11 protein-coding genes are annotated in these 15,037 nt (G+C 60.4%); 2 read left to right on the top strand and 9 right to left on the bottom strand.

Translation table 11 applies throughout. The annotated features are described in order from the left end of the window. The first annotated feature begins 332 nt into the window (after positions 1-332). Together BS629_RS14905 and BS629_RS39735 are read left to right on the top strand one after the other, a co-directional pair. Positions 333-2,855, top strand: coding sequence for a methyl-accepting chemotaxis protein (locus BS629_RS14905; protein WP_018243716.1), 2,523 nt, complete (start codon positions 333-335; stop codon positions 2,853-2,855). 266 nt (positions 2,856-3,121) lie between these two features. Next, positions 3,122-3,934 (top strand): hypothetical protein, encoded by an 813-nt coding sequence (locus BS629_RS39735; RefSeq protein WP_018243715.1) that lies wholly within the window; start codon positions 3,122-3,124, stop codon positions 3,932-3,934. A 92-nt stretch (positions 3,935-4,026) separates the two neighbouring features. On the opposite strand, the gene BS629_RS14895 is transcribed toward BS629_RS39735, so the two are convergent. The 9 genes from BS629_RS14895 to adh all read right to left on the bottom strand — a co-directional run bounded on the left by BS629_RS14895 (position 4,027) and on the right by adh (position 14,961). Then, a complete protein-coding gene (locus tag BS629_RS14895) occupies positions 4,027-7,197 on the bottom strand; it encodes an efflux RND transporter permease subunit (RefSeq protein WP_018243714.1) in 3,171 nt (1,056 codons plus the stop codon). 41 nt (positions 7,198-7,238) lie between these two features. Beyond that, entirely contained in the window at positions 7,239-8,435 is a 1,197-nt protein-coding gene (locus tag BS629_RS14890; protein WP_018243713.1) for an efflux RND transporter periplasmic adaptor subunit, read from the bottom strand. A gap of 180 nt (positions 8,436-8,615) precedes the next feature. After that, positions 8,616-9,380, bottom strand: coding sequence for a bestrophin-like domain (locus tag BS629_RS14885; RefSeq protein WP_018243712.1), 765 nt, complete (start codon positions 9,378-9,380; stop codon positions 8,616-8,618). A 138-nt stretch (positions 9,381-9,518) separates the two neighbouring features. Then, positions 9,519-10,652 (bottom strand): calcium:cation antiporter, encoded by a 1,134-nt coding sequence (locus tag BS629_RS14880; protein WP_018243711.1) that lies wholly within the window; start codon positions 10,650-10,652, stop codon positions 9,519-9,521. A gap of 295 nt (positions 10,653-10,947) precedes the next feature. After that, entirely contained in the window at positions 10,948-11,655 is a 708-nt protein-coding gene (locus tag BS629_RS14875) for an SDR family NAD(P)-dependent oxidoreductase (RefSeq protein WP_018243710.1), read from the bottom strand. A 162-nt stretch (positions 11,656-11,817) separates the two neighbouring features. Beyond that, on the bottom strand, positions 11,818-12,168 hold the full coding sequence (locus tag BS629_RS14870) for a ribbon-helix-helix domain-containing protein (protein ID WP_018243709.1): 351 nt from the start codon (positions 12,166-12,168) through the stop codon (positions 11,818-11,820). Positions 12,169-12,192: 24 nt separating this feature from the next. Next, positions 12,193-12,789 carry a DJ-1/PfpI family protein gene (locus BS629_RS14865; protein WP_018243708.1) on the bottom strand — a complete coding sequence of 199 codons (597 nt, stop codon included), beginning with the start codon at positions 12,787-12,789 and terminating at the stop codon, positions 12,193-12,195. A gap of 105 nt (positions 12,790-12,894) precedes the next feature. Beyond that, positions 12,895-13,287 carry a DUF779 domain-containing protein gene (locus BS629_RS14860; protein WP_018243707.1) on the bottom strand — a complete coding sequence of 131 codons (393 nt, stop codon included), beginning with the start codon at positions 13,285-13,287 and terminating at the stop codon, positions 12,895-12,897. A 165-nt stretch (positions 13,288-13,452) separates the two neighbouring features. Continuing rightward, positions 13,453-14,961: an aldehyde dehydrogenase gene (gene adh / locus BS629_RS14855; RefSeq protein WP_018243706.1), complete on the bottom strand. Its 1,509-nt coding sequence runs from the start codon at positions 14,959-14,961 to the stop codon at positions 13,453-13,455. Positions 14,962-15,037 lie beyond the last annotated feature (76 nt).

The following is a 15,037-nucleotide window of genomic DNA, read 5'->3' as shown; positions in this document are numbered from 1 at the left end:
AACAGACATACGCGGAGCGTGCAGCCAGCCATAGATGGGCGAATAAGCCCCTTGGCTCTTGATAAGAGATAATCGATACCAACTACGTCCTCGTAGAGCGGGTGCATTGCCTGTTCAGCGCAGACGACAAGGAGGGCTTTTTGCGTTTCCAGAAGTTCCTCAGCAGGGGCCGCTTATGATGAATACCCGATCTGCTTACATGCTTGTTCGAGTGTCTGAACCACGCCCTTCTCCCCGATAGGCGAAGCGTGCATGGTCCTCGGATCAACCCATTTATCGGTTCTTAAGCAAAGAATGACAGCTTAGCTGCAATCGGTGGTGAGGGTGCATTCGTGGTAAATGGCTTGATGTCGCGGGTTCGCATTCAGACGAAGGTGCTCGTACTTTTGGCACCATTCGTCATTAGTCTATGCGCAGTGGGACTGACGGGGTACTACGCGTCCAGCCTGCTCGAGGGACGGATGGAGATCTCCAACCATGTCTTGCAGTCCCTGAACGGGTTCAAACATGTTTCTTCCAGCATGACCGGCTTTCTGATGAAACCGTCGCAGGAAGCTCGTGATACCGCGCTTGCGGACGCCCGAGAGCAACTGGCAAACCTGAAGCAGACGATCGAGAGGCTAAGGCCGACGACCGATGTGCGGCTTCTTGACCGGGCGCTTGATCAGTCGCAAATCATCCCGCAAAAGATCGAAGCGATCTGGCAAATCGAAACGGGACAGCAGAAAATTCTCAGTGATGTGGACGCTGCTTCCGCTGCACTACTTGACCTGCAAGGGCAGGTTGGCAAGCGCTCGTTCATGCTGATGGCCAGTGCGAAAAAGATGGAAAATGCCAACAAGAGCGGCCTGAGCAATTCCGTCTCCATCAGCGCCGCCGCCAGTGTCGCGACAAAACTTCGCAATGACTATACGAACGCGACGACGCCGGCTGACAAAGTAAGCCTGCTAGCCAAATATGCGCCCGATTTGCAAAAGGCAAAGGAGCAGCTTTCGCCTGCTGTAGCGACCGAAGCCCTCGCCGCGCAGTATGCCGCTGCTGTGGATGCCATCGCCAACGCTTCGAAGGTGTCGCCTGACATTTTGGATGTCCCAGCAACGGATACCGCCGTCGCCAATCTTGCTGCAACTGGCGACAGTCTCAAGACGATTGGCGACGATCTGATGCGGACCTCCGTGCTTGCGCTTGCCGCGTCGGACAAGGATATCTCTCAGGCGACGAATGTCGGCAACGAACTGCGCGCCATCGTTAACAGCAACAACGAGATCCGCGTCGGCTTCGCCGAACTCGCCGGCAATCCAGACGACGCACGAGTGAAAAAAGTCCAGCAGTCGATCTACATGTATCAGACCGAGCTCGGCCGTCTCGCCGGCGTGGTGAACGACGATCCCGTCTTTGCCGAAATTCCGAAGAAGGCTCAACCCGTCCTCGATCTGCTTGCGGCGGACGCGGCAGCGCTCTCCGAAGGTGCGGTGCGCAAGCTGGCTGAGTTCGACAGCGCTGCGGGGCAGATCGACAACACCTGGAACCTGCTTGCTCAATTCGCCGAGACGCAGAGGCAAAATGCTGGGCAGGATCGTCAACAGGCCAATAGGATATCCGGCGGCGCGATTGTCATTGGCATCCTGATTGCTATGACCGCAGGTGCCGCGCTGGTCGTCACCCTGAAGGGACCGATCACCCAGATTACCGCAGCGATGCGCAAGATCGCAGAGGGAAGGCTCGATACCACAATCACCGGCGAGGCACGGGGCGACGAAATCGGGGAAATGGCCCGTGCGCTTTCCGTCTTCAAACAAAATGCGCTGTCGAATGTCGAAATGGAACAACAGGCCGAGATCGCACGTAGTGATGCGGAATCTGAGCGCGCCCACAACGAACTCCAGCGACGTAGCGCCAAGGCCCAGGTTGACGCCGCAATTGAGGCGCTTGCAGACGGACTCACACGGCTGTCGCGCGGGGAGTTGAATTTTTCGATCGATACGCCCTTTGCCGCCGAACTCGACCGGATCCGTATCGATTTCAACATGTCGGTGGCGGGTCTCAGGGAGACGCTCTGCGATATCCGCGAGACGTCTTCCCTCATTAGCGACAATGGCCGACAGATGGCGGAAGCCGTTGATGACCTGGCCAGTCGAACGGAAAAGCAGGCGGCTGCACTTGAAGAAACCGCAGCGGCGGTGGAGGAGATTTCTTCCGCCGTCAACACCTCTTCAGGACGGGCAGCAGCAGCGCTTGCGCTTGTCCAACGCGCCAAACAGGGCGCCGACGCCTCGGCTTCAGTGGTCCAAGACGCGGTTTCGGCCATGGGACGGATTGAGGACGCGTCGGGCAAGATCGTTCAGATTGTCAGCGCTATCGACTCCATCGCCTTCCAGACCAATCTCTTGGCCCTGAACGCGGGAGTCGAAGCGGCGAGAGCCGGTGAGGCCGGCAAGGGCTTTGCTGTCGTGGCGCAGGAGGTGCGGGAGCTGGCGCAGCGATCGGCTCGCGCAGCCAAGGAAATCGGCGAGCTCATCAATAATTCCGTTCGAGAGGTTGCGTCCGGCTCCGAATTCGTCGGCCGCACGGGCGATGCGCTGACGGAGATTTCCAGCGAGATCGTCCACATCGTCGGCCATATTGAACTCATCGCCTCGTCAAGCCGCGAACAGGCAACGACACTTCATTCGATCAACGCGTCGGTGAACGATATTGATCGTATGACGCAGCAAAATGCGGCGATGGTGGAAGAGACGAATGCTGCCACCCAACAGCTATCGTCCGAGGCGCTTGCACTTACCGACATGATTGCACGCTTTCGGCTTGAAGGCCGCGAGAGCCCGGCTTCAAGAGGATACGAGGCTGCGGCATGACGGCAGCACGTATTCGCAGAGCCTGTTAACTTGCTTTGATATGCATGGTTTCCGATCAGAAAGCTGATGAGTGATACGTTTCCCTTGATCAGTTTTCAGGCGCACGATCGTTGCTAAAATAGCAATATTCTAATATACGTGGAGCCGGCGTTTTAATATTTTCGCAACGGCAAGCAACGTCCCACCGAATGGCGGGCGTTTATTATACTATTCACCAGGCGTTCGATTTCATGAAGTAGATCAGGGATTTATAGGGGGAGGAATAAATGCGGCAATGGGCATCTTCTTTACTGACGGCTCCGCATGGAAGGCGTCGTCTTTGGTTTGCTGTCTTGGGATTGCCAGCGCTCTGTGTAGCGGTGTTCTCAGCTGGAGTCGCGTCCGCGCAGGCGCCGACTGAAGAGCAGCGCAATGCGATCAGGGCGGAATGTCGATCCGATTTCATAGCGCAATGTTCAGGGGTGACGCCGGGCGGCATCGAGGCGCTCACTTGTCTGCAACAGCATGATGCCACACTGTCGGCTGGCTGCCGGAAGGCGGTGTCGGCGGTGAGCAAACCCAAGTCGACATCCGCGGAGCCGGCTCCGGCTGCGCCCGCGACCACTGGGTCGACCACCCCAGCGCCGGCGACGGGCGCACCGGCACATCAGCCGACGCAGGCGCAGCGCAATGCCGTCAAATCGGCCTGCCAACGCGATTTCATGACGCAATGCTCGGGCGTCACACCGGGCGGCACGGAGGCACTCAGCTGCTTGCAACAGCACAATGCCGCTCTATCGGCGCCGTGCCAGCAAGCCGTTGCGGCCTTAGGAGGATCAACTGGGGGAGGATCAGCCGGATCAACCCCAGCCACCGGCGGTGCTGCTGCGACGGTTGCGACCACGCCTGCTCCTCGGGCCATGATGCCGGCCTTCTCGCCACGCGAGGAACTGATGATCCTGCGCGAAACCTGCGGATCGGATTTTCAGGCCCTGTGCCGCATGGTGCCTTTGGGTGGAGGGCGGGGTATCGCTTGCCTGCGGGACAATCTGCAACGTGTGTCGCCTGCCTGCCACAGGGTCCTGACCTCGGGATTATAGCGTCTGTTCGAAACTCGCGCTGTGAAGTGCCGCCAACAACCTGCGCCGGCGCGAAACCGCAGGTGATCGCGCAACAGGTTGTTGCAACAGCCTTACTGAACCTTCGGCATCTCTGCCTCTGCGACGCCTGCGGTCTTTGCGCGGCCTTTCCAATATTCCTCGAGGCGCTGCAGCACGACGTAAAAGGACGGTACGAAGAGCACAGCGAGGCAGGTCGAGGCGATCATGCCGCTGAAGACCGATATGCCGATTGACTTGCGGGCCGATGCGCCGGCGCCGGTCGCCAGCACCAGCGGCAGGACGCCGAGGATAAAGGCGAAGGAGGTCATCAGAATTGGCCGGAAGCGCAGGCGGGCGGCCTCGACGGCCGCGTCCAGGATTTCCATGCCCTCCGCCCGCTTTTCCCGCGCATATTCGACGATCAGGATGGCATTCTTCGATGCAAGCGCGATCAGCAGAATAAGGCCGATCTGCGTATAGAGATTGTTGGCAACGCCGGCTGCCGTGAGTGCTGCCACCGTGCCGAGGAGGGCGAGCGGCACGGCGAGAATGACGGCGAAAGGCAAGATCCAGCTTTCATACTGGCCCGCGAGCACGAAATAGACGAGGAGCATGGCGAGCGCGAAGATGAAATAGATCTGCCCTCCCACGGCCTTCTCCTGATAGGACAGCGCCGTCCACTCGAAACCTGTGCCCGGCGGCAGTGTGCGATCGGCAATCTGCTCCATGACGTCGAGCGACTGGCCGGAACTGAAGCCGGCGGCAGACCCGCCAACGATGGTTGCTGTGGGGTAGAGATTGTAGAGGCTGATCAGAGACGGGCCTTGCGTCGTCGAGACATCGACGACCGTGCCGAGTGGCACCATCGTCCCGTCACCGGCTTTGACCTTCAGATTGCGGATGTCTTCGGCGCTGACCCGGAAATCGGAAGCGGCTTGCACATAGACCTGGAAGGTGCGGCCAAATTTGTTGAACTGGGTCACATAGCTCGATCCGACATAGCCGGAGAGAGCGGAGAAGACCTGCCCCACCGTAATTCCCAGCGTCTCCGCCTTGATGCGATCGACGGAAACGGCGAGTTGCGGCACGTTCGAGCGAAAAGGCGTGCTCAGCCTTTGCAGCGACGATTGGGCACTGCCGTTCTTGACGATCGTATCGGCAAGCGATTGCAGCAGCGGGTAGTCGGAAATGCCGTTCCTGATTTCGACCTGCATGGTAAAGCCGCTGGCATTGCCGACGCCCTGGATCGGAGGCGGGACGACCACCAGCGTCTTGGCGGCCAGCAAACTTTGCAGCGCGCTATTCAGATGCTGGTAGATCGACAGCAGATCCTGCCCCTTCTGCTTGCCGCGCTCGTCCCAATCTTTCAGCACGACATAGGCAACGCCGGCATTCTGCAGGCTGGCATTGTTATCGAGAACGGAAATGCCGCTGATGGTCAGCACCTGATCGACGCCCGGTGTGGCTTCGGCGATCTTGCCGACCTCTTCCATCACCGCGTCGGTGCGCTCGTTCGAGGCGCCGTCGGGCAACTGTGCGCTGATCAGCACATAGCCTTGATCCTCGATGGGCAGAAACGCAGTCGGTAGGCGGGCGAGCCCCCAGACGGCGACTCCGATCAGCGCAAATGCTGCTATGACCATGATACCGCTGTGGCGGGTCATCGATCCGATCAGCCCGGCATAGCTGCGTTCACCCCTGTTATAGACCCTGTTGAAGCCGCGATAGAAGACGTTGCGTCTCTCTGGTGGGACTGGCGGTCGCAGCCAAAGCGCGCATTGCGTCGGTTTCAGGGTGACGGCATTGATCGCACTGATCAGCGCCGTGGCGGCGATGACGAGGGCGAACTGCCGATAGAGCTGCCCCGTCAGGCCGGGCAGGAAGGCGGCCGGAATGAAAACGGCCATCAGCACCAGCGTAATGCCGATGACCGGGCCGAGCAGTTCCTCCATCGCCTTCTCGGCCGCCTGTCGGCCGGACATGCCCGCCTCGATGTGCCGGGCAACCCCTTCGACGATGACGATGGCATCATCGACGACGATGCCGATGGCGAGAACGATGGCAAACAGCGTCGACAGGTTGACGGTGAAGCCCAATGCCGCCATGGCCGCGAAGGCGCCGATGATGGTAACCGGAACGGTGGTTGCCGGCACGAGCATCGCCCGCCAATCCTGCAGGAAGACGAGAATGACGATGAGAACGAGAACACCCGCCTCGATCAAGGTGACGTAAACCTCGTTGATAGAGGCCTCGACGAATTTCGTCGTGTCGAACGGCACGTGATATTCGAGGCCCTGCGGGAAGCTCTTCGAGAGCTCCTGCATTTTCGTGTTCACCGCCTGGGCCACCGCGATGGCATTCGCCTCCGGCAGCTGAAAAATGCCGATACCGGCCGCCGGTCGACCGTTCTGCATGAAGGACTGGCTGTAGGTTTGGGCGCCGAGTTCGACGCGGCCGATATCGCGGATGCGGGTAACGCGGCCGCCCTGTCCGCTCTCGACCTTGACGATGATGTTTTCGTAGTCTGCCGCCTCGTTCAGCCGGCCATTGACGTTCAGCGTGTATTGGAAGACCTGCCCTTTCGGCACCGGCGGAATGCCGATCTGGCCGGCAGCGACCTCCTGGCTTTGCTGCTGCACGACGCTGACGACATCCTGCGGTGTCAGGCCGCGCGCCTGCAGCAGGTTCGGATCCATCCAGATTCGCATGGCATACTGGCCGGCGCCGAACACGGTAACGTTGCCGACACCCGGCAGGCGGGCAAGTTCATTCTGCAGGTTGATGACGGCATAGTTCGACAGGAACAGGCTGTCATAGCGGCTATCGGGCGAGGTCAGGGTGACGAACCCGAGGATCGCCGTCGATTTCTTTTGCGTCGTCACGCCCTGAAGCTGCACCGCTTCGGGAAGCGATGACATCGCTATGGCAACGCGGTTTTGCACCAGAACCTGGGCTTGGTCCGGATCCGTTCCGATGGCAAAGGTCACGGTCAGCGAATAAGTGCCGTCGCTGGCGCTCGTCGACTGCATGTAGAGCATGTCCTGCACGCCGTTGACCTGTTGCTCGATCGGCAGCGCGACGGTGTCAACGAGGGTTTGGGCGTTGGCGCCCGGAAAGCGTGTCGTCACCTGTACCGTCGGCGGGACGACATTCGGATATTGCGCCACAGGCAGTTGGAAAAGGGCCACCGCGCCGATGAGCACGAAAACCAACGCCAGAACGTTGGCGAGTATCGGTCGCTCGATGAAGAAGCGCGAGATCATGCTGTTGTCCTTAGACGTTCAGATGAACCATGGTGGCGAATTCATTGCGTGGTGGTCTTGGCTTTGGCATCGCCGGCGGCAGCTGCCGGCGGGTTCATTTCTATTTTCTCGGGCGTGACCTTGCTGCCGGGGATGGCCTGCTGGATACCTTGGGTCACGACCCAGTCGGCCGGATCGAGACCGGAGTCGATGACGCGGAGCGCACCTTCACGCTGGCCGGTCTTGACCTGCTTCTGCTCGATGACGTCGTCCTTGCCGAGGACAAGCAGGTAGCTGCCCAACTGGTTCGTTCCGATGGCGTCGTCGCGCACCAGCAGAGCCTTGTCGTTATGGCCGACCGGCACCCGAACCCGCACGAAGAGACCGGGCAGCATGGCGCGGTCCTTGTTGTCGAACAGCGCGCGCACTTGAAGCGTGCCTGTGGAGGCATCGAGCTGCGGCGAGACGTAGTCGAGATGGCCCTTGTGCGGATAACCTTGTTCCGTCTGCAGGCCGATCTCCGCAGGAATGCTTGGAAGGTCCGTCTGCTTGAAGGTATGACCCTGCTTCGCCAGGCTTTCCTTGATCATCAGCACCTGAGTTTCGCTGACGTTGAAATAGGCATAAAGCGGATCCGTCTGCACGATGCTGGCGAGTTTGGTGGGACCGGATACGCCGACAAGCGCGCCGATATCGACGAGGTGATCGGTGACGGTGCCGTCGAACGGGGCAAGCACTTCCGTATATCCGAGATTGATCGTCGCGAGATCGAGATTGGCCTGGGCATTGAGGATGGACGCATTCGCCTCGTCGAGCGTTGCCTTGGCGCTGTCGACGGCGGTCTGCGTGGTGACCTGTTGCTTCGACAGATTGAGCTGGCGGTCATACTCCTGCTTGGCGCCGACTTGGGAAGCCTGCTGCGAGGCGAGTGACGCCTTCGCCTGATCCAGTTGCGCCTGATAGGTGTCGCGCTCGATGCCGAAGAGCTTGGTGCCCTTCATCACCGTCATGCCGTCCTGGTAGTCGATCGATTGTAGATAGCCCTGGACGCGCGCCTCGATATCGACAGCATTGAGCGGCGCGGTATTGCCGGTGAGTTCGAAATAGAGCGTTACCGGTTGCTGGAGCGGCTGAGCGACGCGAACCGGAGGTGGCGGAGGGGGAACGTAGGTGTTGCCGCTTTCTTCGCAGCCCACGAGAATTGCCATGCCGGCAAGCACCACGGACAGGTGCAGACCCTGATACAATCTCACACGCATTGCCGCCGCCCCGATGTTTACGAGCCCCAGTCTTCATGCGTGCCTCGGCGGAGACGACCCCTCTCCGAAAAGTTCCGGGCATGCGATATTATGTCGCGGCATTGCTGCAAATTGCAATAGCGGCTGGCGCACAATTAAACTGTGTCGAAGCTCACTCTCGACGGACGCCATGACGTGGCTCTAGGGTTTCCCGAGGCGTTCGATGGCAGACTGCAAAGGTGCATCCGAAACATGGACCAGCCCGACATAGGGATTGGCCATATCCGAAATCAGGAAAATCGCGCCCGCAACGGACAGGGCGCAAACAAGCAGAATTGACAGCACCGTCGGATTGACCGGTGCCTGCAGCCCGAAGGTCGCGAAAAGCAGCGCGAGCCAACAGACGAGAACGGTAAGGAAGGCCCAGGGCAAACCCTCCTTACCGGATTCGACCAGCAGCCAGTGGGTTTCGGCTACCATGCCGCTCACCTCCAGAGCACGCGCCTGGAGAGAGCGTTGCGCCGCATCCTTCGGCGCCAGGGATCGAAGGTCGGCCTGAACCGACTCTATATCCTGATATTCTCCCAGCGCTTTGGCGGATGGCTCGTCGGTGGTTTCGGCAGTCCAGCCGCGGCTCAGTCGTTTCTCGATGAGTTCACGCAGCAATTGCCGCGCCTTGTCGGTTTCCGGCCCGTATTGTGCCATGACGCGGTCAAGCAGCAGTACCCGTGCGGCCGCCGTTCTCATCTCGACCTCGGCGTTGTCGTAGGTCGACTTGGCGGATGCGATCAGCAGGCCGAGCGCCAGGGCCGACAGCGTTCCCACCACTGCGGTTGCCAGCCTGATGACGTCCTTGGATTCCGCATTGAGATGGTGATGGGGCAAGCGGGCACGCACGATCAATCCTATCGACGTCGCCATCGACAGACATAGAAATACAAGCCCGCCAACCACTAGTGAGCCCAAGTCCGGTCTCCGTATCGCCACGTAAGTCGTGCAGCCATCTTGCAAGCTGTGCAATAGCTCCCGTCATCATAGCGGAAGACAGACCAAGCGCGGGAATCTTTAATTGCCTGCCCTCGCGCGGCCGCCATCGGGCGGGGTTCATTGCTGGAAAATGAGCAGCACGTAAGCCAGGAAAAGCACCAGATGGACAGCGCCTTGCATGAGATGCGTGCGACCGCTGGCAAAGGTGATGATGCTGACGGCAAGAGTGAGCAGGAGCATCACCAGATCTCCATGCTCCAGGCCGAGTGTCACGGGGTGTCCATAAAGCTGACTGACAACGAGCATCGCCGGCACCGTCAGCCCGATCGTCGACAGCACCGAACCAAGGAAGATATTGACGGAACGCTGAAGATTATTGGCGATGGACGCACGCACGGCGCTGATTGCCTCAGGCGTAGCGACCAGGATGGCCATGACAACACCGCCAAATGCGGTTGGAGCATGCAGGGTTTCGATAATGTAGTCGATCGGCAGGGCAAGCTGTTCGACGAGAAAGACGACGGGAGCCATATAGGCGAAAAGCAGAATGGCATGAGGCCAGACCGGTCCGTGGCGAGGGACACGTTCGCTGATGGGCTCGTGCCGGTTGCTGTCGTCAGTGAAATAGTCCCGATGGCGGCCGGCCTGAAGAAACAGAAACGTAGCGTAAAGGCCGACCGATATTATACCCAGTATCAGTTGTCTCGGTGCGGATGGATGCTGTCCGTCCGGGCCTGCAAGAAATGTCGGCATCACCAGGCTCAGGGTCGCCAGCGGTACGATGACCCCGAGATAGGCGTTGGCGCCCTGCAGATTATGTTGCTGTTCCGGTCGCCGCCATGCGCCCAGCAGCAAGGACAGACCGACCATGCCGTTCAGGATGATCATGACGACGGCGAACAGGGTGTCGCGCGCAAGCGTGGGATTGTTCTCGCCGTGAAGCATGACGGCTGATATTGCCATCACCTCGATCGAGGTGATGGCAAGCGTCAGAATGAGCGTGCCGTAGGGTTCCTTCAGCCGCTCAGCCAAATGATCCGCGTGCCGGACAACCGACAGAGCGGAGCCAAGGACGGCAGCGAACAGCCACGCGAAAACGACAGTGAACCAAAGCGGATCGGAAAGCTGCCCGAAGAGCTGCTCCTGGAAAACAAGAAACGCCAAGCTCGTTGCGACGCTGACGCCCAGGAACCATTCCTCGCGTAGCAGGCTGTTTGCGCCGACAGCGCGCAATGCCGGACCGTCCGTCATCGAAACCACCCGCCTTCTGGCAAATGCCGCCGCAATGCGATCCTCACGACCATTGTGTCCGCCCGCTGTCTTGTGCCCGTCACATGAGCGGGCGGAGACGAGGCTGCCTTAAGGCGAACCGAACCTCAAGCCAGATCGTGTGTCACTGATTAAAACTTGCAGGTCTCTGTAGTCTCATCACCCATTGCTCACGACAAGGGGACTGCCGCCGAAACGGAAGGCAAGGCGAGGCCGGCCAAAGCTCGGCGCGGCGGTTGAAGCGCGTTTCGACGGCGGGCTCACGCCGCGTCTTCCACTATTCGCGGCCGGTCGCGGGGATTGCTGCGCCAGTGACGACGGCTGCGGCCGGCGAAATCAGGAAGGCGATGAGGCGGGCGATCGATTGCGGCGACACCCAGCCATCGGTCTTCGCATCGGGCATGGCCGCGCGATTCTCAGGCGTGTCGATTGTCCCGGGCAGGATGCAGTTGGCGGTGATGCGGTCGTCGCGGCATTCGGCAGCGATCGCCTCGGTCAGACGGATGACAGCGGCTTTCGAGGCGGCGTAAGCGGCCTGCTTGGCGCCGGCCTTCAGGCCGGGCGCGGCGGCGATATGAACGATGCGGCCGTAGCCGGCGGCTTTCATGGTCGGGAGAACCGCGGCGCTGATCGTCAGCGCAGTGCGGGCGTTTGCGGTCATCATCGTCTCCCACTGCGCGGGGGCCTCCGGCCCGACCGGCCCCATCTGGAAACCGCCGACGGTATTGACCAATGCGCTGACACCGCCGAAGCGCTTTACGGCCCGGGCGACGGCGGCGGCGCAGGAAGCATAATCGGTGAGATCCGTTCCGGCGATCGACAGAAACTCGGTGGAGGCAGGAAGATCACCGGCCAAGGCTTCCAGCTCACTGCTCGAACGGTTCATGCAGACGAGTTTTGCGCCGGCGTTGGCAAGCTCGCGGACAACGGCGCTGCCGAGGTTGCCGCCGGCTCCCGTGACGATCACGGCTTTCTGGTCGTTCATGGCAGATCTCCTGACGGTGCCGGTGCTGGATGATGCCGCGCATTGTTGATCCAGGCTGCCCGGCAGTGCAAGCCCGCTGGGGAAGACAAGGTCAGACATCCCGAGTGGTTATCCGCGGGCAGTTCCGTCCGTCATTGTCCGATGGTCCGGTCGGACCGGCTTTCAGTGATACTTCGCCCGTTCTCGGCCGAGAATTCCAGGGGCGTCGAGACCGGAGATTGGGCGGGTGACGTCGGCTGGGATGTCACCTGCGAGCTGCAAGTCAAGATAGCGGGCGCAGCAGACCCGCAGGAAGGATGTGAAGTTTCCAAGGTCATGGCCGGCATCGATCGATTCATGATGCAGCCGGGTGATCAGCTGGACGACGTTCATGCCGTCGCGGCGGGCGATCTCCTCGAGCTTCGACCAGAAGAAATTCTCCAGCCTGACGCTGGTGACCATGCCGTCGATGCGCAGCGACCGGGTGGCGCTTTCCCAGAGCCGCGCATCGGCCTTGATGAACAATTCACACATGTCGTCCTCCCGGTGCCGCCCTTCTTAGGCGGCGTTGGTTTCCAGCAGTGCTGCGGCATCGAGCACGGCCATGAACTGACGCAGCCACGAGGGATGGGCGGGCCAGGCGGGTGCCGTGACCAGATTGCCGTCCGAGACTGCATCGCTGATAGCGATGTCGGCATAGATGCCGCCGGCAAGTTCGACTTCCGGCCGGCAGGCGGGATAGGCCGAGCAGGTGCGGCCCTTCAAAACCCCGGCGGCGGCAAGCAGCTGTGCGCCGTGGCAAATAGCGGCGACGGGTTTTCCGGCGTCGAAGAAGTGCCGCACGGATTTGATGACCTCGGCATTGAGGCGCAGATATTCGGGTGCGCGGCCGCCGGGGATGACGAGCGCATCGTAATCTTCGGCGCGCACGCTGTCGAAGGTGGCATTTAGAGCGAAATTATGGCCGCGTTTTTCGGAATAGGTCTGGTCGCCTTCGAAATCGTGGATGGCGGTGGCGATGGTGTCGCCGGCCTTCTTGCCCGGGCAGACGGCGTCGACTGTGTAGCCGCAGGCGAGCAGCGTCTGGAACGGCACCATCGTTTCGTAATCTTCGGTGAAATCACCGGTGATCATCAGGATCTTTGAGGCTGGCATCGTTTCCTCCCTTTGAAACCAACTGGCGGAGAGTAGCAAACAGCGACGGAGTGCAGGTACTATGGGAATACTACAGGCAAAATTGTACCCGATAAGGCGACGGCATTAAACCGCCCTGACCTTCACATCAGGCAATGCGCAAGCCTCGCCGCCGCCAAAGAGGCGGGAGCGGGTCAGGAAGCGTTTCTCCCGGCCATTGTCGAGCGAGAACATGCCGCCGCGGCCCGGTACGACGTCGATGATCAGCTGCGTATGCTTCCATGCCTCGAACTGGCTGGCGCTGATGTAGACCGGTACGCCGCCGATCTCGCCGAGCTTGACGTCGTTGTCGCCGATCATGAATTCATTAGTCGGATAACACATCGGCGAGGAGCCGTCGCAGCAGCCGCCGGACTGGTGGAAGAGGATATCGGGATGATCCCGCTTGATTTCTGCGATCAAATCGAGAGCTGTGTCGGTTGCGAGAACACGCGCTTCGCCGTTGATGGTGGTTTCCATGGCTGCCTCCTCAGGCGGATAACCCCGAAATCGGATCGATTTTCGGAAAGATTATACGCAAATTCAAAGCGTTATGGCGTCCTACGGGATGCGTGGCGCTCTAAAGACAAGGCCTTCTCCCCGTGTCGGGGAGAAGGCTTTTCATCATAACATCATCGGCTGCTCTCAGAAGAAGCCGAGTGCTTTCGGGCTGTAGCTCACCAGCATGTTCTTGGTCTGCTGGTAGTGGTCGAGCATCATCTTGTGGGTTTCACGACCGATGCCCGACTGCTTGTAGCCGCCGAAGGCGGCATGGGCCGGGTAGGCGTGGTAGCAGTTGGTCCAGACGCGGCCGGCCTGGATCTCGCGGCCGAAACGGTAGCATCGATTGGCGTCGCGGCTCCAGACACCGGCGCCGAGGCCGTAGAGCGTGTCGTTGGCGATTTCGAGCGCCTCCTTCTCGTTCTTGAAGGTCGTGACCGAAACCACCGGTCCGAAGATTTCCTCCTGGAACACACGCATCTTGTTGTGGCCCTTGAAGATCGTCGGCTTGACATAATAGCCGTTCGCCAGCTCGCCGCCGAGATCGTTGCGCGAGCCGCCGGTCAGCACCTCGGCGCCTTCCTGCTTGCCGATGTCGAGATAGGCGAGGATCTTTTCCAGCTGCTCCGTCGAAGCCTGGGCGCCGATCATCGTCGCGGTGTCGAGCGGGTTGCCCTGCTTGATCGCCTCGACGCGTTTCACGGCCTTTTCCATGAAGCGGTCGTAGATCGATTCCTGGACGAGGGCGCGGCTCGGGCAAGTGCAGACTTCGCCCTGGTTGAGGGCAAACATCGCAAAGCCTTCGAGCGCCTTGTCGAGGAAGTCGTCGTCTTCCGCCATCACGTCGGCGAAGAAGATGTTCGGCGATTTGCCGCCGAGCTCCAATGTCACCGGAATGAGGTTCTGGCTGGCATATTGCATGATCAGCCGGCCGGTCGTCGTCTCGCCGGTGAAGGCGATCTTGGCGACGCGCGGGCTGGTCGCCAGCGGCTTGCCGGCTTCTATGCCGAAGCCGTTGACGATGTTGAGCACGCCGGGCGGCAGCAGATCGCCGACGAGTTCGGCCCAGAGCAGGATCGAGGCCGGTGTCTGCTCGGCGGGCTTCAGCACGACGCAGTTGCCGGCGGCAAGTGCAGGTGCCAGCTTCCAGGTGGCCATCAGGATCGGGAAGTTCCACGGGATGATCTGACCGACGACGCCGAGTGGCTCATGGAAGTGATAGGCGACGGTATCGTGGTCGATCTCGCCGATCGAACCCTCCTGGGCGCGAATGCAGGAGGCGAAGTAGCGGAAGTGGTCGATCGCCAGCGGAATGTCGGCCGCCATGGTTTCGCGGATCGGCTTGCCATTGTCCCAGGTCTCGGCCTGGGCGAGCAATTCCAGCTTGTCTTCCATGCGCTGGGCAATCTTCATGAGGATATTGGAGCGCTCGGCAGCGGAGGTGCGGCCCCATTTTTCCTTTGCCGCATGGGCGGCGTCGAGCGCGAGATTGATGTCCTTTTCATCGGAGCGGGGAATGTCGCAGAGCTTGCCGCCGGTGACGGGCGTGAGGTTTTCGAAGTATTTGCCTTCGACCGGCTCGCGCCCCTCGCCGCCGATATAGTTGCCGTATTTCAGCTTGAACGGCGACTCGACGATTTTCTGATGAAGCATGTCATCCTCCCTTGATGATCCAGGTTCCCAAGCGAACCAGTGAGAGGAAAATGAGCATGTTTTGGCGGAAGGAACA

It is taken from the genome of Rhizobium leguminosarum bv. viciae USDA 2370, from assembly GCF_002008365.1.
Taxonomy (GTDB): Bacteria; Pseudomonadota; Alphaproteobacteria; order Rhizobiales; family Rhizobiaceae; genus Rhizobium; species Rhizobium leguminosarum.
Note: the sequence above shows the minus strand (reverse complement) of the source record. Positions and strands in the feature narration are given on the sequence as shown.